Annotated in this window: 14 protein-coding genes; 6 read left to right on the top strand and 8 right to left on the bottom strand. The window is 44.1% G+C overall.

Going from position 1 to position 17,773, the window contains the following annotated elements:
- Positions 1 to 6: 6 nt before the first annotated feature.
- Positions 7 to 1,212 (top strand): acetylornithine deacetylase, encoded by a 1,206-nt coding sequence (argE, locus tag NKI27_RS16950; RefSeq protein WP_265047212.1) that lies wholly within the window; start codon positions 7 to 9, stop codon positions 1,210 to 1,212.
- Positions 1,205 to 2,515 (top strand): amino-acid N-acetyltransferase, encoded by a 1,311-nt coding sequence (gene argA, locus NKI27_RS16945; protein WP_265047211.1) that lies wholly within the window; start codon positions 1,205 to 1,207, stop codon positions 2,513 to 2,515. Before argE ends, argA begins: the two co-directional genes overlap by 8 nt.
- 42 nt (positions 2,516 to 2,557) lie before the next feature.
- Here argA and NKI27_RS16940 read toward each other — a convergent pair whose 3' ends face one another.
- Positions 2,558 to 3,640 (bottom strand): aminopeptidase, encoded by a 1,083-nt coding sequence (locus NKI27_RS16940; protein WP_265047210.1) that lies wholly within the window; start codon positions 3,638 to 3,640, stop codon positions 2,558 to 2,560.
- 175 nt (positions 3,641 to 3,815) lie between these two features.
- Here NKI27_RS16940 and NKI27_RS16935 point away from each other — a divergent pair, with 175 nt between their 5' ends.
- Complete coding sequence (locus tag NKI27_RS16935; protein WP_265047209.1) at positions 3,816 to 7,769, top strand: DUF1631 family protein; 3,954 nt, start codon at positions 3,816 to 3,818, stop codon at positions 7,767 to 7,769.
- Between the two features lie 74 nt (positions 7,770 to 7,843).
- Positions 7,844 to 8,710: a phosphoribulokinase gene (locus NKI27_RS16930; RefSeq protein WP_265047208.1), complete on the top strand. Its 867-nt coding sequence runs from the start codon at positions 7,844 to 7,846 to the stop codon at positions 8,708 to 8,710.
- Between the two features lie 60 nt (positions 8,711 to 8,770).
- On the opposite strand, the gene speD is transcribed toward NKI27_RS16930, so the two are convergent.
- From speD to NKI27_RS16915, 3 genes are all read right to left on the bottom strand, one after another.
- Positions 8,771 to 9,568, bottom strand: a complete 798-nt coding sequence (gene speD / locus NKI27_RS16925) for an adenosylmethionine decarboxylase (RefSeq protein ID WP_265047207.1) — start codon at positions 9,566 to 9,568, stop codon at positions 8,771 to 8,773.
- A 205-nt stretch (positions 9,569 to 9,773) separates the two neighbouring features.
- Complete coding sequence (locus NKI27_RS16920; protein WP_265047206.1) at positions 9,774 to 10,202, bottom strand: VOC family protein; 429 nt, start codon at positions 10,200 to 10,202, stop codon at positions 9,774 to 9,776.
- Between the two features lie 6 nt (positions 10,203 to 10,208).
- Entirely contained in the window at positions 10,209 to 10,625 is a 417-nt protein-coding gene (locus NKI27_RS16915) for an OsmC family protein (protein ID WP_265047205.1), read from the bottom strand.
- Between the two features lie 489 nt (positions 10,626 to 11,114).
- Here NKI27_RS16915 and crp point away from each other — a divergent pair, with 489 nt between their 5' ends.
- Complete coding sequence (gene crp, locus NKI27_RS16910; RefSeq protein WP_265047204.1) at positions 11,115 to 11,756, top strand: cAMP-activated global transcriptional regulator CRP; 642 nt, start codon at positions 11,115 to 11,117, stop codon at positions 11,754 to 11,756.
- Between the two features lie 73 nt (positions 11,757 to 11,829).
- On the opposite strand, the gene NKI27_RS16905 is transcribed toward crp, so the two are convergent.
- The 4 genes from NKI27_RS16905 to NKI27_RS16890 form a co-directional block, all read right to left on the bottom strand.
- On the bottom strand, positions 11,830 to 13,806 hold the full coding sequence (locus NKI27_RS16905) for a monovalent cation:proton antiporter family protein (RefSeq protein WP_265047203.1): 1,977 nt from the start codon (positions 13,804 to 13,806) through the stop codon (positions 11,830 to 11,832).
- Positions 13,807 to 13,996: 190 nt separating this feature from the next.
- On the bottom strand, positions 13,997 to 14,404 hold the full coding sequence (locus NKI27_RS16900) for an acyl-CoA thioesterase (protein WP_265047202.1): 408 nt from the start codon (positions 14,402 to 14,404) through the stop codon (positions 13,997 to 13,999).
- Positions 14,405 to 14,489: 85 nt separating this feature from the next.
- Positions 14,490 to 15,866, bottom strand: a complete 1,377-nt coding sequence (locus NKI27_RS16895; RefSeq protein ID WP_265047201.1) for a TRAP transporter large permease — start codon at positions 15,864 to 15,866, stop codon at positions 14,490 to 14,492.
- On the bottom strand, positions 15,866 to 16,417 hold the full coding sequence (locus tag NKI27_RS16890; protein WP_265047200.1) for a TRAP transporter small permease subunit: 552 nt from the start codon (positions 16,415 to 16,417) through the stop codon (positions 15,866 to 15,868). Before NKI27_RS16890 ends, NKI27_RS16895 begins: the two co-directional genes overlap by 1 nt.
- Positions 16,418 to 16,752: 335 nt before the next feature.
- On the opposite strand from NKI27_RS16890, the gene NKI27_RS16885 reads away from it, so the two are divergent.
- On the top strand, positions 16,753 to 17,745 hold the full coding sequence (locus NKI27_RS16885) for a PstS family phosphate ABC transporter substrate-binding protein (protein ID WP_265047199.1): 993 nt from the start codon (positions 16,753 to 16,755) through the stop codon (positions 17,743 to 17,745).
- The last annotated feature ends 28 nt before the right edge of the window (positions 17,746 to 17,773 follow it).

The raw sequence follows: 17,773 nt of genomic DNA, 5'->3' as shown, positions 1-17,773 counted from the left end.
TTCAAGATGGTTAATGACGCGGTGTTACCTTCATTTGAAAAAATGTTGATGCAGCTTGTATCAGTTCCGTCAGTGAGCAGTCCTTCAGCAACATGGGACCAAAGTAATAGTCAAGTGATCGAATTGCTGGCAAATTGGTTTGGTGCATTGGGCTTCGCTGTTGAACGTATGGATGTTCCTGGCTATCCGGGCAAGCAGAACCTTATAGCGACAATGGGTCAAGGGCCTGGGGGCTTAGTGTTAGCAGGGCATACTGACACCGTGCCTTTTGATCAGGCTAAATGGCGTTCTGACCCTTTTACGCTTAGCTATCGAGATAACCGTTTTTATGGGTTAGGTAGTTGCGATATGAAAGGGTTCTTCCCTGTTATATTAAGTGCTGTTCAAGCATTTTCGGGAGCGGACTTTAGGCAGCCGCTCATTATTATCGCCACCGCCGACGAAGAGAGCTCAATGTCGGGGGCTAGGGCGCTAGCAGAGGCGGGTCGCCCAAAAGCTCGATGTGCGGTAATCGGTGAACCCACTGGATTGAAGCCTATTCGTATGCACAAAGGCATGATGATGGAGTGTATTCGGTTGCAAGGTCGCTCTGGGCATTCATCTAACCCGCTATTGGGACGTAGTGCGCTAGATTGTATGATTGATGTCTTGGCTGACTTGTCACTGTTTAGGCAAGAGCTGCAAGCACAATACCGAAACCCCGCGTTTGAAATTGACATACCGACCATGAATTTTGGGCATATACATGGCGGTGATAACCCCAATCGCATCTGCGGTGCTTGTGAGCTGCAGTTTGATTTACGGCCATTACCAGGTATGGATATTGAGACTCTACAAGGGATTATTCGTCAGCGAGTGAGCCCCATTGCGCAACGGCATCAGGTCGGACTCGAAATAGAACATCTATTTGGTGGTGTGCCTGCATTTGAAACTCCTGCTGAGTCGCCATTTGTCGCGGTGTGTGAGCGCTTGAGTGGGTATACCTCTGAAGCCGTCGCCTTTGCAACCGAAGCACCTTATTTACAGTCATTAGGTATGGAAACTATTGTCATGGGGCCAGGCTCAATTGATCAAGCGCATCAGCCTGATGAGTTTTTGGCGATTGATCAGGTAAAGCCTGCAGTGAAAATACTTGAGGGCCTTATTAAACAATATTGTATCGATGATTTAGCTGCTTTAAGCAGCGATGAAGGAGAACGCGAGGGTGAGTGATAAAGATTGGGTCAATTGGTTTAGACAGTCTTCACCTTATATTAATGCTCATCGTAAAAAAACGGTGGTGCTAACGCTGTGTGGCGAAGCCTTAGCGGATGACAACTTAACGAATATTGTGCATGACATTACATTATTGAATAGCCTTGGTGTGAGGTTAGTCATTGCGTTTGGTGCGCGACCGCAAATTGATTCGCGTTTAGCTGAGGCAGGTATAGAGTCTGAGTTTCACTTAGGGCTACGCGTAACGCATGAATTGATGCTTGAGCATATACTGGAGGTCTCAGGGCGGTTACGCGCGACCCTAGAAGCAAAGCTTTCAATGGGGGTGGTTAACTCTCCTATGCATGGCGCTAAAATTCGTGTTTGCAGCGGCAATTTTGTCATGGCAAGACCTGTCGGCGTGCTTGAGGGTACTGATCTATGCCACACCGGAAAGGTCAGGCGTATTGATAGTGAGGCGATAGAAACACTGCTTGACTCAGGGGCGGTGGTGGTGCTGCCTTCTTTAGGCTACTCAGTGACAGGTGATGCGTTTAATTTAAGTTATGAAGACGTAGCTAGCGCTACAGCTGTAGCATTAAAAGCTGAGAAGTTGATTTTATTAATTGATAAGCCGGGTATTGTTGATAGTGATAACCAGCTTATCCGTGAATTAACTATTGCTGATGGTCGAGCACTGTTAGGTGCGTCGAGTGAGTTAGATGCGCTTGCTGAAGGGCAGCTAAGGGCGGCTTGTGAAGCCTGCGCTAATGGTGTTAAGCGTGCACATATTATTAGCTATAAAAACAATGGCGCAATATTGGAAGAGCTATTCACCCGTGATGGCGGCGGAACAATGGTGAATTCCGATGATTACGAGCAAGTGAGACCTGCTCAAATAGGCGATCTTAACGGGATAATGGAGTTAATAGAGCCTCTAGAAGAGCAGGGCGTGCTAGTGCGCCGTTCTAGAGAGTTAATTGAGACAGAGATCGGTTATTTCACAGTTGATGAAAGAGACGGCGCCATTATCGGTTGTGCTGCGTTGTATCCTTTTCCGGAAGACGGCGCAGGTGAGCTATCCTGTTTTGCGGTACGCGCCGATTATCGCAGGTATGGCAGAGGAGATACCATACTAGAGGTGGTCGAAAAGCGAGCGCGAGCGCAGGGGTTTAGTCGATTATTTGTTTTGACCACCCAAACTGAGCATTGGTTTTTGGAGCGAGGTTTCGAAAAATCATCAAAAGATGACTTACCAGGCCATAAACAATCAAATTACAACCTAAAGAGAAACTCTAAGGTGTTTGTTAAATATTTATAAGTGGTACCTGACCCTTGAACTAAGGCCTCTCAAGCCAGCTAACTAATGTGCTGGCTTGAGTAAGTACCCTTTCAGAATGTTATCTCGCGACGCTTTATCGAGTTTGCTCAGTGCTTTTACCGCTTTGTAAAATTGGGCCATGTCACCCTCTGATTCAGCTATCATTGCTGTAAATGCGGGTACGTAATGGTAATAATTAGAAACGGTGATTAATTTGGCGTTGTTGACCTTATCAAACCAATGGGTGAAGACCCCTGATAAATCACTGTTAATGACGTTTCGCTGATATTCGCTTCTCATTGCGCTAATAATTTTCTGTTTCTGTTGGCGTTTAGTTGTATCACTAAGGCCGGACGCATAAATGGCTTTTAACTTTTCAATCGCATCCGATACGGTCGCTATAAAAAGCTTTTTTTCTTTTAGCCTACGTTGATGGTGGTGTATGAGTGCCGCTTGATTAACGGAAATAAGCCAGCGGCGTAAACCTTCAAGCTCAACGGCCGTCGCAAAGCTTTCATTGAATGCGGTATCATCTTTTATGTAAAGAACCTGATGGCTGAGTTCATGAATCAATAATGCGGCCAGGTCACTATCATCTCTGTATATGAAGGTATTTAAAATAGGGTCATTAAACCAGCCCAATGTTGAATAAGCAGATACACCTCCCACCCAGATATCAAACCCCTGTTGTTGTAATTTATTCGCTTCAACTTCAGCTGTGTGTTGTTGAAAGTAACCACGATAGCTTTGGCACCCGATAACCGGGTAGCACCATTGGTGTGGCGTTAAAGAAAGCTCAGGGGCTGCGGTGATATTCCAGACGACATAATCTCTTTTAGTATCGCTGTATTGAGCATAACTTTTACCAATATTCATCTGCATTTCGGTGGCAGAAAAGGCACGAATATGGCGAACAGTCTCTAGCTTCTGTTTGAGTTCTTTTGGCGTGGCATCGTCGGCGATAAGGGAATCAATATCCTCTCGATCGCTGAGTATAGTATACTGCCCTACGATGGCTTGCTGATAGTATGTCAGTGTACTGCAACCCTGAATAAGAGAGATCAATACGGCTGACAGAGCCATCAATAGTGCAGTGCCGGTGAATAGTGAGGTTCTTATTATCATGATGCTAATTCTTCATATTGCTTGTATCGAATCTTTGTTTACAGAACTTTACGATCAATTTTTTAAAGCAGTCTATACTTTACGTTAGTTATAAATACAAAAAAATATTGTTGGACCATGAATGAATATTGAACTAAGTACTCATGTTTAACCCAGTATAAGAGAATCAAAATAAATGACCATGGAACGGCGTACCAGCCTCCGTCGCCCTATTACGCTAGAAGCGAAATTAACACTAACGGGTGACTGCTTTTGGGCTTGCGAAATTGCTGACTTTTGTGCGGAAGGGTTGTTCATTAAATACGATGACGATGTTTCTTTCTCCATTCGTGAGGCTGTTCAGCAATCACCGGATTTAAAAGTTAAGGTTCTGTTTACTGACCCAACATGTGCCAAAGAGCATACATTGCTAGTGCATCCTGTACGACTTATTCAGGGTGCAATGGGGGTGTGCTTTATTGAAATTGATATGCAAGCTATCGATGCAATGCTGAATTTGTGCGTCGGGCAGGATATCAACAAGCCCACAATGCATGGTGAATCAGATCAAGCATCGTTTATTATTAGACAGTGCAATAAAGCAATTGCGGAACATATTGAGCCGCTACTAGATCGTTATGCTAGCGATGTTGATGCGGCGTTAGTGCATGCGGCTAACAATGCCTCTAGCGATAAGCTGTGCAATGAATTAATGGATGTTGCAGGCACGCTAAAAGAGCATCAATCTAAAATTCGACTACTCACCCTTGCAGGGGTTGCTGCACCTCTAAAGCCTGGACGATCTAATGACCATAAAAGTGCTGATGAAAGCGTCAGTCAGCTCTCGTTAATAGAAAAAAATGAGTTTGAAGATTGGCTCATGTTTAAGGTCATGGTGACAAAAGCAGAGACGCAGTATCGAGGCCTTCTTTTACAGCTAAAGATGCGGCTTGATAAAGTCGGAATAGTTAATCACTTGGGTTATCAGAACCCCTTAGGGCCCGCATTAATTGTGTATGCATTTCGAGATGTTGTGACGCAACTTAACTTTTCGGCTATTGCAGATAAAACGATTTTTAGAACATTTGAAGCAACCGTTATCAAAAATCTTGAAGATTTGTATCAGGGGTTGAATCAGATTCTTATTCGTCACAACGTTTTACCTGACTTGGACCTCAGTAAATATTTAACGGATAGAAAGCCGAGCGACGATCGGACAACATCTAAGCCTGCTAGTGAAAAAGAAAAGCCAGCAAATGAAAACGGGGCATCTCTTCATGCAGATTTGGCTGAGAAAGTATCCGCTAAGCTTGATGAAGGGCTGCACGTAGCCTCCACTGACGCTAATCGCAGTGGGCGGGGTGTCGAGGGTAAGCAGCGCAATTTAAAGAGCAAAAGGGTCAACCTCAAGCCGACGCCAGAAACGCAGAATGTGCAATCGCTTGCGCCGCCTTTTCAGCCTAAAACCCGCCTAAGCAGTGATGACTTATCTCAATTTAGAGCTCATCAGAGAGCTGCACAGAGCGCCTATTCGACGATCAATAACTTATTTTCGATGCTTGAAAAGAATCGTTTAGTAAAAAGTGGTGCGGCGGTAGCTGAAGACGTAAAAAATGAAAAACTGCCTAAATGGAGTCATGACGAAGTTCAGTCAGGCCTCAAAGATATGCAAAGCAGCTCGTCAATTGATAATAGCCCTTCGTCGGCCGAAGTTCCGCCGTTAATTAGACGACTGAAAGAGAAGTTAGAAAGCCGAACGGGTAATAAAAAAGCATTATCGCAGGAGCAAGAAGGTGCTGTTGATGTTGTTGACCGGTTTTTTGATAGCATGAAAACGAGCCAAAAACTCACTGAAGTGACTAAGACGCAATTAACTAAGCTCGAAGTGCCAGTGCTAAAAGTGTTCATGAGAAATAAAGAGTTTTTTGAAGACATCGACAGTCCCGTAAGAGCTGTGCTAAACCGTGTCGCGCAACTCGGTATTAAAGGCGGGCGTCCAAACCCTGCTAATCAAAAGAAAATAGACGGTATTATTCAGCGGATCAACAATGAGTTCGAGCAAGACACCAGTGTTTTTGATGAGGTCTTAGGTGAGTTAGATGAATTAGTTGATCGCCAGAACTTACTGTACCGTCGGAATGTGGAGCGGGTTGCGGCTGCGGCTGAAGGGGCTCAGAAGGTTGTTCAGGCTAAAAAAGTGGTGGCACGACAGATAGAGCGGCGCATCGCCGGTCGAAAGGTGCCTAAAGCGGTAGTGTCGTTGATCAATGGTGGTTGGCAAGACTTATTGTCACTAACGTATATTCGTCAGGGAGATCAAAGTCAGGCGTGGCAAGACTATTTAGGGGTGCTGGATAGCTTGCTGGCTTACGGAGAAGATCCAACCTTAGACATAAACCTAACCGACTTGCTGAAGATTATTCAGGAAGGGTTGTCATCAATATCGAGTAATCACATGCCATCGGGCCATATCCGAGACGAGTTAAAGCGCTTCTTAATCAACTCGAAAGACGCTAAGGCAGAGATGATTGAAATGCCCTTACAACAGTCAATGGATGATCAACCTGATGTTTCGTTATTGACCGAAAGTCGACATAGGGGCATGCAGCGCTGGGTGCTACGGGCTCAAAAGTTAGAGCTTGGAGATTGGTTAAAATATATTAAAGACCCCGCCAATCCTCAATATATGCGATTAGTTTGGGTGGCAAAAGGGTACTCAAAATTTGTCTTTGTTAACCATCAAGGCATGAAGGTTGTAGAGCTTGATTTGATGACTGTCGCGGGATATTTACAAAAAGAAATAGCCATCTTAGAAAAAGATTATGAGGTTCCGATTGTTGATGAGAGCCTCGATAACATGGTTAAACAGGTATATAGCCAGCTGTCATTCGCCACCACACATGATGAGCTAACTGGGCTCGTTAATCGCAAAGAGTTTGAACGCAATATTGAAAACTTGCTTGGGCAAGAAAGTGGCACTGCCGAGTGTTCGTTACTGTATCTCGACCTTCGTCAGTTTAGAATTATTAATGATGCGGCAGGCTATGAAGCGGGCGATGCCATTCTAAAAAGTGTGGCAAGCCTGCTGCTTCAATATGCACCTAATGACACCGTGGTGGCACGGTTAGGTGGTAATGAATTTGGTGTATTAGTAAAGCACTCGAGTGTTGATGGTCTCGCCAAGCAATATGTGCGGCAAATACATGAAAACCAGTTTAAGTGGGCAGGTAAGCTGTATCAGTTAGCTGTGTGTATAGGTGTCGCCTCTGCAAGTGAAGTAGCCTCTAATACCGACCAGTTACTCAAAGTTGCTGAAGCGACATGTCGTAAGGCCAAACGTAGAGGGCCTAATAAAGTCGAGCATTATGTCGCGGATGAATCTAATATTTCTCAGCAAGCACAGATTAAAGCAAAAGTTGCGGGGTTTAGTGACTTGAATAATGAGCGTACCCTGTTGCGCTGCCAGAAAATTATCCCCTTACAGTCCGAAACCCGTGTTAAAACACATTATGAAATATTGCTCAGTGTTTATGATGATAAAGGGCATCTGATCCCAGCTTATGAGTTTGTTCGTACGGCTGAGAAATATAACCGTATGCAAGCTGTTGATCGTTGGGTGGTCGGGCATATGCTTGATTGGATGACTCAGCATAAAGCGGCTCTAGAATCGATGGGGGGGATTTCTATTAATCTATCGGGACATTCTCTTAACGATGAAGAGTTGTTGGAGTTTATCTACCATCGATTAAGTGAGCATGATGCCCCGATTGAAAAGTTGTGGTTCGAAATCACAGAGGCAGCGGCTATCTCTAATATTCATAGCGTTGCTGAGTTTATGAATGAATTGAAAGAGATCGGTTGTCATTTTTGTCTGGGGAATTTTGGTGCAGGCATGTCCTCTTATCATTTTCTTAAAGAGTTGCCGGTGGATATGATCAAGATCGACGGCACATTTATCAAAAATTTAACCACCGATGCCGGTGATAGGGCGATGGTGCGATCAATGACAGAAGTTGTACATTTTATGGGCAAAGAATTGGTGGCAACGCAGGTAGAAGATATGCAGTGCCTTGATTTGTTAACGTCTTTGGGTGTCGATTATGCGCAAGGTTATGTGATCGAGAAACCTCGACTTATCAATAATTTTTGACTTAATAACAGGCAATCTCACTTCGAAACGACTAAAATACCCGAACGTTAAATAACTTCGTTAAGCGGGTGTCAATGTCAGCAAAGTATCCAATCATATCAGTGACCGGCTCTTCAGGCGCAGGCACAACAACTGCGAGCAATATCTTTAGCCGTATCTTTGCTGATGAAGGCATTAACGCAGGAATGATTCAAGGGGATAGTTTCCATAAATATACCCGTGCAGAAATGTCGCGACGTGCAGCGAAAGGGCACTATGGCGCATGGAATCATTTCTCTCTCGAAGCTAACCATGTAGATAAGCTAGAAGCGCTATTTCAAGACTATGCTGCAACAGGTACAGGTCAGTATCGTGAATATGTGCATGATGATGATTTTGAACTGACGAAGCAGGGCTTGCAGCCAGGCACGTTTACGTCTTGGATGGACTTACCTCCCGATACTGATGTGCTTTTTTATGAAGGGTTACATGGTGGGATACTCACTGATCAGGTTAATATTGCGTCTCACGTTGATCTATTAATTGGCGTCGCTCCGATTGTAAATCTAGAGTGGATCCAAAAGGTACACCGTGACACCCAATCAAGAGGCTATTCGAAAGAGGCGGTAGTGAACACCATTGTCAATCGAATGGACGATTATGTTCGCTGCATCGTGCCGCAATTCTCTAACACCCATATTAATTTTCAGCGAGTCCCTACGGTGGATACTTCGAACCCCTTTATGATGGGCAGCGTCCCCTCAGATGACGAAAGTATGGTGGTCATTCATTTTCGTCAATATAGTGAGGTCGATTTTACGTATCTTCTACAAATGATTAATGGGTCATTTATCTCTCGACAAGATACATTGGTGATTCCAGGCAGCAAAATGTCGCTAGCAATGGACTTAATCATAAGGCCCAGAGTGAAAGAGTTAATGGCGCACAGAATATATGGGTAGAAAAAAGGGGAGGAGAGTTGTAAGCGTAGATCGTTGCTTACAACTCGAACTTAGCGTTAACTAAAGGTCGGGCATATTGCGAGAATAGAAAATCTCTTGCATCTCTTTCTTTAGACGCTTGGCAATATCTTTCTGCTCTTCTTCAGTAAAGGCCTCAGTGCCATCACCAAAAAGGTAATTATCCATATCGAACTGCTTCAATAGCATTTTGGTATGAAAGGTACTTTCTTGGTATACATTTACATCAATCATATCGTAAGAGTTTTGAGTGTCTTCACTCAAGTAGCTCTGAATAGAACTAATGTTATGATCGATGTAGTGCTTGGTACCATCGACATCGCGTGTAAAGCCGCGAACGCGGTAATCAACTGTTACGATATCTGAGTCAAAGCTGTGAATAAGGTAGTTCAGTGCTTTCAGCGGAGATATCAGGCCACAAGTCGACACATCGATATCTACTCTGAAAGTGCTAATACCATTATCTGGATGGCTTTCAGGATAAGTATGAACGGTTACGTGGCTCTTATCTAAGTGCGCAACGACTGTTTCAGGTAACGGCCCTGGCGCTTCTGTAATCTCAGAAGGTTCTGGTGGCACTTCGTGTTCAGCGATTAAAAGCGTAACGCTTGCGCCGTGTGGGTCATAATCTTGGCGTGCAATATTAAGAATATTCGCCCCGATAATTTTCACAACATCCGTCAGAATTTGAGTTAATCGCTCGGCATTGTACATTTCATCGATATATTCAATATATGCTCGACGCTGCTTTTCGCTATTGGTATAGCAGATATCATAAATATTAAAACTTAACGATTTTGTTAAGTTATTAAACCCATGAAGTTTGAGTTTTTTGTCCATTACAGACCCTCACCCAGGATAATAAAAAAAGCCCAAATGCCCGATTAACGCATCATCGGATAGATAGAGTGTAGATGTTCTAACAGTATGTCGGAAGGATGCGTATTATGCACATTTTTTAGCCTTTGAGTAGACAAAATTTCATTAAATCTATCAGCGCAATTGAGCGGGTTTAACCGCTCTTGATTGCTCTCCGCTCTGAGGGTTAAGCCGTGGGTACGGATATTGGCGGGTGATAGATGATTTGCACCGAAGTGCCGTCAGGGTCAAAGCAGTAAAAACTTCTTGCGCCATCTCGATGAGTTTTAGGTTGGTTAAGTATTTTAACCTGATGATGGTTAAGAAACTCATACCACGCATCGACCTGATCAATGTCGTCAATAATAAAGCCAATGTGGTCTAATCGCTGAGGGCCTGAAGGTGCGCCTTTGTGGGCTCTGTGAAGCGCTAGGTTGTCATTGCCTGAGCAGAGGTAGACGTTATCATTATCGGGGCGCCACTCAACATTCATTCCAAGTAAATCAACATAAAACCGCTCTGTCTCATCAAACTGAGTGACAAACAATGCGACATGGCGCATGCCTGCCGTTGGTTTAGGCCGTTGCGGGATGGATGGATTTTGCTGAGTGGTCATATCGTACTACGCCTCGATGCTGTAATCGTGAGTGATTTCTACGCCTGCTTTTTCCAACATAATAGAAGCAGAGCAATATTTCTCTGCAGATAACGATACTGCGCGCTTCACAAGGTTCTCTTTAAGATGGTTGCCTTTGACGATGAAGTGAACATGAATTTTAGTGAACACACTTGGGACTTCATCGGCTCGTTCGGCAGTAATTTCGGCCACACAGTCGGTCACATCTTGACGTGACTTTTGAAGAATACTCATTACATCAAATGAGGTGCAACCGCCTAAGCCCAGCAGCAACATTTCCATTGGGCGAGGACCTAAATTTTGGCCGCCATGATCGGGTGGGCCATCCATGGTTACTTGATGCCCTGAACCAGATTCACCCACAAATTTAGCGTTACCGCCCCAACTTACTTTTACGTTCATGTTAACCTCTATTACGACGGGTCTGTTAGCGTGCTTTTGGCCGAACATTATATGGTTTTGGTGTTGATATCAAATGCTCGCTTTATAAAAAAGACAGCGCTCTTATAATTTGCAATGAAGCGTAACATAAAAGCACTTTTTATTATAAAGCTGGTTTTAATATCTTGGGCTATACTCAATTGATGTCGTAATTGTGTGAGTAAGATCAATAGGTTGATGGAAGGCTTTTATCCTGATATAAACGTTAGCGCTTAAGTGAGTGCGAAGCGGTTTTCTGAAAGTGTATTGATAGTTTAAGAATTCTAGGCTTAAGTGTAATAACGATAAGGCTTTGATGATTACCTTTTTGGATAAACAAGGTAGTGAGAATAAGCTGACTTATATAGCCCACGGATAAGGGCAAAACGATAATTAAAAAAGTTGTGTTATGTTCACTGGCGAGTAGGTTAGGTGAAGATGACTAAGTAATAAATTAAGGGACAACAAAAGATGGCAACGATTATTAAACCGGTAGAGAGTAAAACAAAACATCTGGACTTTTTTCTGTCTCAGTGCCACCGGCGTCGTTATCCTGCAAAAAGTACGATTATATATGCAGGGGATAAAAGTGATTCCCTATTCTACATAATCAAGGGGTCTGTGACGGTTATCATTGAGGATGATGATGGTCGAGAAATGATTATGGCTTACTTGAATACGGGCGACTTCTTTGGTGAGATGGGACTGTTCGATAATATGGACTCACGGAGCGCGTGGGTTAAAGCGAAAATTGAGTGTGAAGTTGCAGAAATAAGTTACACCAAATTTCGAGAGATATCGCAGGAAGATCCTCGCATTCTCTATTTTATTGGAGAGCAGATGGCCTCTCGCCTTCGTCAAACGACACGTAAAGTTGGAGACTTGGCGTTTTTAGATGTCACAGGACGAGTCGCTAGAACACTATTGGACTTATGTAAAGAGCCCGATGCAATGACTCACCCAGATGGTATGCAGATAAAAATCACGCGACAGGAAATAGGCCGAATCGTGGGTTGTTCTAGAGAAATGGTGGGACGAGTACTAAAAACACTTGAGGAGCAAGGGCTTGTTCAGGTTAAAGGTAAAACAATGGTTGTGTATGGCACACGTTAAAGGCCAATAAAAAATCAAAAAAAACGGAGCTTGTGCTCCGTTTTTCGTATCTGTAATGTCACATGTTAAAGATTTAACCCGCCAATATTAGATTCTCTACTTTTTCAATTTGCTCCGAGCTACCATGTAGAATAACGGTGTCACCTTCTTGTAATAACGTTGCTGAGGAGGGAGCTGATTCTTGGCCGTTAGCGTGTTTGATAACCTCTACGGGGTCCCCTGCCTTCTCAAGGTTTAGCTCACCCAGTGTTTTGCCTGTGGCGAAACAGTTTGCAGTTAATAACACCGCGTGGAGTTGTTCAAGTGCATTCCCTTTATCATCGATGATTTTAGAGCCCGTACCATGGTAGTAGCCATGTAAAATTTGGTAGCGTTGCTTTCGGGCGTTTTCAATGTGGTCAGTTACATGGTCGGCGGGTGTTCCCATCATTGTTAGTACATGTGACACCAACATCAGGCTTGCTTCCATGGTTTCAGGAACGATTTCTGTGGCACCTGACTGTAAAAGTTCCTCTAGAGCGGAGTCATCACTTGTTCTGACTAGAATAGGAATGGTGTAACCTTGTGCGCGTATGGTGTGAAGGATCTTTTTGGCTACGTCTATTTCTTTATAGCTAATAACGAGCAGTTTTGCCCGCTCCAAACCTAGCGCTTTGAGTATATCTAGTCTAGATGCATCACCGTAGTGGACGTTCTCCCCCGCTATTCCGGCTTCGTTGACTCGAACAGGGTCAATATCCACCGCAATGTAGGGTAAGCTTTCTTTGTTTAAAAACCTTGATATTGATTGTCCTACTCGGCCAAAGCCACAGAGTATGGCATGGTCGCTGAGTGATTCACTGGCTTTGTTAAGTTGGGTTTTATAATCATTTTTAGGGGTAAACTTGGCTTCGCCAAATAGCTTTTTTGAAACATAAGGGGCGATACTAATTAGCCAAGGTGTTAGTGCGATAGAGACGACTATCGTAGGGACTAAAACACCGCTGACAGACTCGCTCATTGTGCCGCTTTTAAACGCAAGGGCAAATAGTGCAAAACCAAATTCGCCGCCTTGTGCGAGGTATAGCCCAGTAGTAATAGAGTCACGTTTGCTATGTTTATTTAATCGCGTTAGCGCAAAGATAAGGCATGTTTTACCGATGATTAACCCTGTGCTGCAGAGAATAATCCAGTGCCAATTTGCCATTAGGGCATTAATATCCAGTGCCATTCCTACCGAGATAAAGAACAGTCCAAGCAAGAGGTCTCTAAAGGGTCTGATATCCGCTTCTATCTGATGCCTATAATTGGTTTCGCTCAGCATCATGCCTGCAATAAACGCACCTAGTGCCATAGATAGACCAAAGTGATGAGTCAGCGCTGCCGCTAGAAGCGCAACTAATAACACTGTCATAACAAACACTTCTTCTGAATGTGTTTTAGCCACTTCATTAAATAGCGGGGGAAGTAACCATCGACCGCAGGCGAGTAGTAACGCAAATAAACCGACACCTTTTAATAGGGTAATGCCTATAGATGTAAATATTTCTTCTTGACCGCTGCCTGCAAATGCAGGAACCAGAATTAAGAATAATACCGCAGCAATATCCTGAAAGAGCAGTATGCCAATCGACAATTGGCCGTGAGGTTTGTTGAGCTCTCTTCGAGATGACAATTCTTTACTAACGACCGCTGTAGAGGATAGCGATAGCGCCCCAGCGATCACAATGGCTTCTTCAATGGAAACACCGGCCGCTAAAGCAACGGCAAATATTACGATACAGCTGATTAAGACTTGTAGTCCACCTAGCCCGAAAACGGTATGTCTAAGCGCCATCATTTTAGCGAGCGAAAATTCTAGCCCTAAAGAAAATAGCAAGAACACCACGCCGAACTCTGCGAGAAAGCGAATTGCTTCAAGGTCTTCGACCACAGCAAAGGCACTAGGCCCCATGATTAGGCCCACACACAAATAAGCAAGGATAGGAGGGATGCGAAGCCGTCTAAGCATGGTGGACGCCATGACGGCGGCCGCAAGCAGTATTAATACTTTTAAAAAAACACCTTCCATAAAAACAGGTTTCCTAGTGGGGCGCTATGGTCAAATAAAGCCGTCGCATTGAAATAAGAGCAATAAAGCGATGACGGCTGGGTGTTAGATACGTTCAGTTTCGTCTTGAGTTTGCTTAGTGTATTAAAGTGCTTATGGTATCTGCCATGACAGAGGTCCATTATTTTAGGCTTTATTCAGTGTTTTTCTTCTATGGGTGTAATACTTCATCAGGTAACTGTCGGATGCAGCCATCTTCATCTATTGCTACAAACACAAATGTCGACTGAGTAACTTTTCTTGGGTGGTGCTCATCAAGATCCTGTGTCCACACTTCTACAGTGAGCTTAATAGAGCTTCGGCCTACGTCAACGAGCTTTGTGTAGCATCTTACTTGTGAACCGACTCTAACGGGGGATATAAACTCCATTCCCTCGATGGCGACAGTCGCCGTTCGCCCTTGAGATAAGCGTCCTGCAGCCGTTGCAGCGGCTAAATCCATTTGGCCTACCAGCCAGCCCGCATGAATGTCACCGTTTGCATTGGTGTCCTTTGGCATGGGTACGATCTGCAGGGTGAGTTCTCCTGCAGGCGTTGGCTTGTGCTCTGAATGTCTCATGGCTCTACCTTTATTTCATTTTCTTGTATTTGTTTTGATAGCAGTATAATTAGAGTTTGCTACTTAGTAAGCGTGATAAGTCAATTTAGCTATAAATTTTATCCGGTAACCAGGTGGCTAATTCGGGCCAAGCGGCTAACAAACCTAACATCAAAAGTTGAATCATAATAAACGGGATGACTCCTTTGTATATGTCAGAGGTTGCAATGCTGTCCGGCGCTACACCTCTGAGATAGAACAGCGAAAAGCCAAACGGCGGCGTAAGGAATGATGTCTGTAGGTTTAGCGCGATCATAATGCCAAACCATACGGGGTCAAGACCCATTGCTAGTAATGCTGGGCCAACAATTGGCACAACCACAAAGGTTATTTCGATAAAGTCTAAGATAAAGCCAAGTAAAAAGATGACCACCATCACCACTAGGGTGGCGGTAAAAACACCGCCGGGCATATCATTAAACAGCGATTGAATTAAGTCATCACCACCGTAACCCCTAAATACCAGTGAAAATATAGAAGCGCCAATCAGGATTAGAAACACCATGCAGGTGACGCGGGTAGTGGTACGGCAAACGTCACGGGCTACTTCAAGAGTGAGTTTTTTACGTAATAGTGCCAGTAACGTCGCCCCAAAAGCCCCCACGCCTGCGGCCTCTGTAGGGGTTGCGATACCACTAAGAATAGAGCCTAGCACTACAACGATCAGTAATAATGGCGGTGTTAAGTCGTGAAGTAGCGATAGTGCTACCGCGCTGGTATCTTCAGGCTTCTCATCTTCAGGTGGAATAAGGTCAGGTCTAAATTTTGCCATTGCAGCGATATAGATAATATATAAAGCCACTAAACAGAGGCCGGGAATGATGGCACCGACAAACAAGTCACCGACTGAGACAGTGTCTGGGCTAAAGATGCCCATGTCGCGCTGAGCTTGCTGGTAAGCACTGGAAAGTACGTCTCCGAGCAACACGAGCGCAATAGAAGGGGGGATGATCTGGCCTAATGTGCCGGTTGCACAAATGGTTCCGGTGGCTATTGATGGAGCATAACCTCGCTTGAGCATCGTAGGAAGTGAAATAAGCCCCATCGTGACCACGGTTGCACCGACAATACCGGTGCTTGCCGCCAATAGCATACCGACAATAGCAACTGATATTCCTAGACCTCCGTTGGAGCCTTTAAACAGTTCGGCCATGCTTTCGAGTAGATTTTCAGCCAGTTTCGAGCGCTGGAGCATACAACCCATAAATACAAAAAGCGGAACAGCAATCAGAGTTTGGTTGGTGATCAATCCATAGAGTCTGTTGGGGGTGGCGAGTAGGAACGCGATATCAAATACACCGGTCGCAATGCCTCCGGCTGCAAAAATAAGGGCTGTGCCGGCGAGAGACAGTGCAACCGGGTAACCAAATAGCAGCACAATGCAGGCGGCTGCAAACATAATTAGGGGTAAGTACTCGGTCATTAGAGCGCTCCTTCATGTTTAGCTGAGTGCTCGACTTCAATGCCGGTGAGTATAGTGATGCTTCTGAGTATTTCGGCTAGCGCCTGAAGTAGCATCACGGCCACCATGGCCAGAATTAATGACTTCAAAAGGTAGACTAAGGGTACGCCTGCCGCTTCTTGAGATGTTTCGTATATACGCCATGAACTTTCAATGTAGGGCCAACTGCTCCATCCTATAAAACCTATCACGGGTATCAATAGTAATATTGTGCCTAGCAAGTTAACTGTGGCTTTAGCTTTAGGAGAGAGGCGGTGGTAAAAAATATCCACTCTTACGTGCTCATCGTGTTTAAGTGTGTACGCGCTGGCAATCAGAAAGATAGACGCATGAAGGTACATGATGCTTTCTTGCGCAATAATAGAGCTATGGTTAAAAACGTACCTCATTATCACTGTTAGACAAGTTAATACCACCATGGCAATATTTAACCATGAAATAGTCCGTCCGGTGTGTTCGGTAAATTGATCTATCGCGTGAATTGTTTTTAAGAGCGTGTTGCTAAAAGCCATTTTATTTTTTGTTCTTCCTTGTAGGTTTGTTTTTCTTTAGGGGGCCTACGTTGGTGACCACATAAATGTGGGTTAATATTATTTTTTGCTCATTATATGCATATTCACCTTTTCAGCCTAATGCTAGTTTCATAAACCTGTATTTAGCAGGCTGGTTTTTAAGATATTTGCTTGTCATTATTCTGAAACAGAGTTGTCACATCGCTGTCATATAGAGTCTCTATAGTGTCTTCAAACCGGATAAATATTGTTATTAAGTTTGTCCTTTAGCGGTTTACTGCAGAGCAAGATACACGGTTTGTTTTGTGAGCAACTATTTTGAATTGGAGATAACGATGAAGATAAAGAAACTATTTGCAGCATTAACGGTGACGGCTGCAGTAGCAGGCGCCACAACAGCTATCAATGCAACAGCGGCTGCAAAGGTTGATGAAAACCTAGCTACCTATGTGAAAGCCAGTGGTGTATCAGGAAACTTGTCTAGCGTAGGGTCTGACACGCTTGCCAACCTAATGACCTTATGGGCAGAAGACTTTAAGCGTAACTACCCTAATGTTAATGTTCAGATTCAGGCTGCTGGCTCTTCTACTGCGCCGCCAGCACTGACAGAAGGTACCTCAAATGTCGGCCCAATGAGTCGAAAAATGAAGGATAAAGAAATAGAAGCCTTTGAGAAAAAGTTTGGTTACAAGCCAACGGCTGTTCCTGTGGCTATTGATGCATTGGCTGTATTTGTAAATAAAGATAATCCTATTCAAGGGCTTACGATCCCTCAAATTGATGCGATTTTCTCATCGACTCGTAAATGTGGGTTTGAGTCGAATGTATCAAAATGGAGTGACTTGGGTTTAGCAGATGGCAATTTAGCGAATAGTAGTGTTCAGCTGTTTGGCCGTAACTCAGTATCAGGTACTTATGGTTACTTTAAAAAGAAAGCGCTGTGTAAAGGTGACTTTAAAAACAACGTGAATGAACAGCCGGGCTCTGCCTCTGTTGTACAAGGGGTATCAGAGTCAATTAATGGTATTGGCTACTCGGGTATTGGCTACAAAACAGCCAGTGTTCGTGCTCTCGCTTTAGCAAAGAAACCCGGTCAGCCTTTTGTTGATGCGACGCCTGAAAACGCCGTTACGGGTAAATACCCTTTGTCTCGTTTCTTGTACGTTTATGTTAATAAAGCGCCTAACAAACCGTTATCACCTTTAGATGGCGAGTTTATTAAGTCGGTATTGTCTAAACAGGGTCAGCAAGTTGTGGTCAAAGATGGCTATGTTCCACTTCCTGCTGCGGTAGCAGACAAAAGCCTTGCGCAGTTAGGGCTTAAATAACGGGTGCACAAAATAAACATTTAGGTTT

The sequence above is a fragment of the Alkalimarinus alittae genome, assembly GCF_026016465.1.
Lineage (GTDB): Bacteria > Pseudomonadota > Gammaproteobacteria > Pseudomonadales > Oleiphilaceae > Alkalimarinus > Alkalimarinus alittae.
Note: the sequence above shows the minus strand (reverse complement) of the source record. Positions and strands in the feature narration are given on the sequence as shown.

What these genes read in the sequence shown, in the direction of transcription:
- NKI27_RS16890 (WP_265047200.1), bottom strand. Translation starts at nt 16,417, where the DNA reads ATGGCTTTTAGCAACACGCTCTTAAAAACAATTCACGCGATAGATCAA.
- NKI27_RS16930 (WP_265047208.1), top strand. Translation starts at nt 7,844, where the DNA reads ATGTCAGCAAAGTATCCAATCATATCAGTGACCGGCTCTTCAGGCGCA.
- argE (WP_265047212.1), top strand. Translation starts at nt 7, where the DNA reads ATGGTTAATGACGCGGTGTTACCTTCATTTGAAAAAATGTTGATGCAG.
- NKI27_RS16900 (WP_265047202.1), bottom strand. Translation starts at nt 14,404, where the DNA reads ATGAGACATTCAGAGCACAAGCCAACGCCTGCAGGAGAACTCACCCTG.
- NKI27_RS16905 (WP_265047203.1), bottom strand. Translation starts at nt 13,806, where the DNA reads ATGGAAGGTGTTTTTTTAAAAGTATTAATACTGCTTGCGGCCGCCGTC.
- NKI27_RS16935 (WP_265047209.1), top strand. Translation starts at nt 3,816, where the DNA reads ATGACCATGGAACGGCGTACCAGCCTCCGTCGCCCTATTACGCTAGAA.
- NKI27_RS16885 (WP_265047199.1), top strand. Translation starts at nt 16,753, where the DNA reads ATGAAGATAAAGAAACTATTTGCAGCATTAACGGTGACGGCTGCAGTA.
- NKI27_RS16915 (WP_265047205.1), bottom strand. Translation starts at nt 10,625, where the DNA reads ATGAACGTAAAAGTAAGTTGGGGCGGTAACGCTAAATTTGTGGGTGAA.
- NKI27_RS16920 (WP_265047206.1), bottom strand. Translation starts at nt 10,202, where the DNA reads ATGACCACTCAGCAAAATCCATCCATCCCGCAACGGCCTAAACCAACG.
- speD (WP_265047207.1), bottom strand. Translation starts at nt 9,568, where the DNA reads ATGGACAAAAAACTCAAACTTCATGGGTTTAATAACTTAACAAAATCG.
- NKI27_RS16895 (WP_265047201.1), bottom strand. Translation starts at nt 15,866, where the DNA reads ATGACCGAGTACTTACCCCTAATTATGTTTGCAGCCGCCTGCATTGTG.
- crp (WP_265047204.1), top strand. Translation starts at nt 11,115, where the DNA reads ATGGCAACGATTATTAAACCGGTAGAGAGTAAAACAAAACATCTGGAC.
- NKI27_RS16940 (WP_265047210.1), bottom strand. Translation starts at nt 3,640, where the DNA reads ATGATAATAAGAACCTCACTATTCACCGGCACTGCACTATTGATGGCT.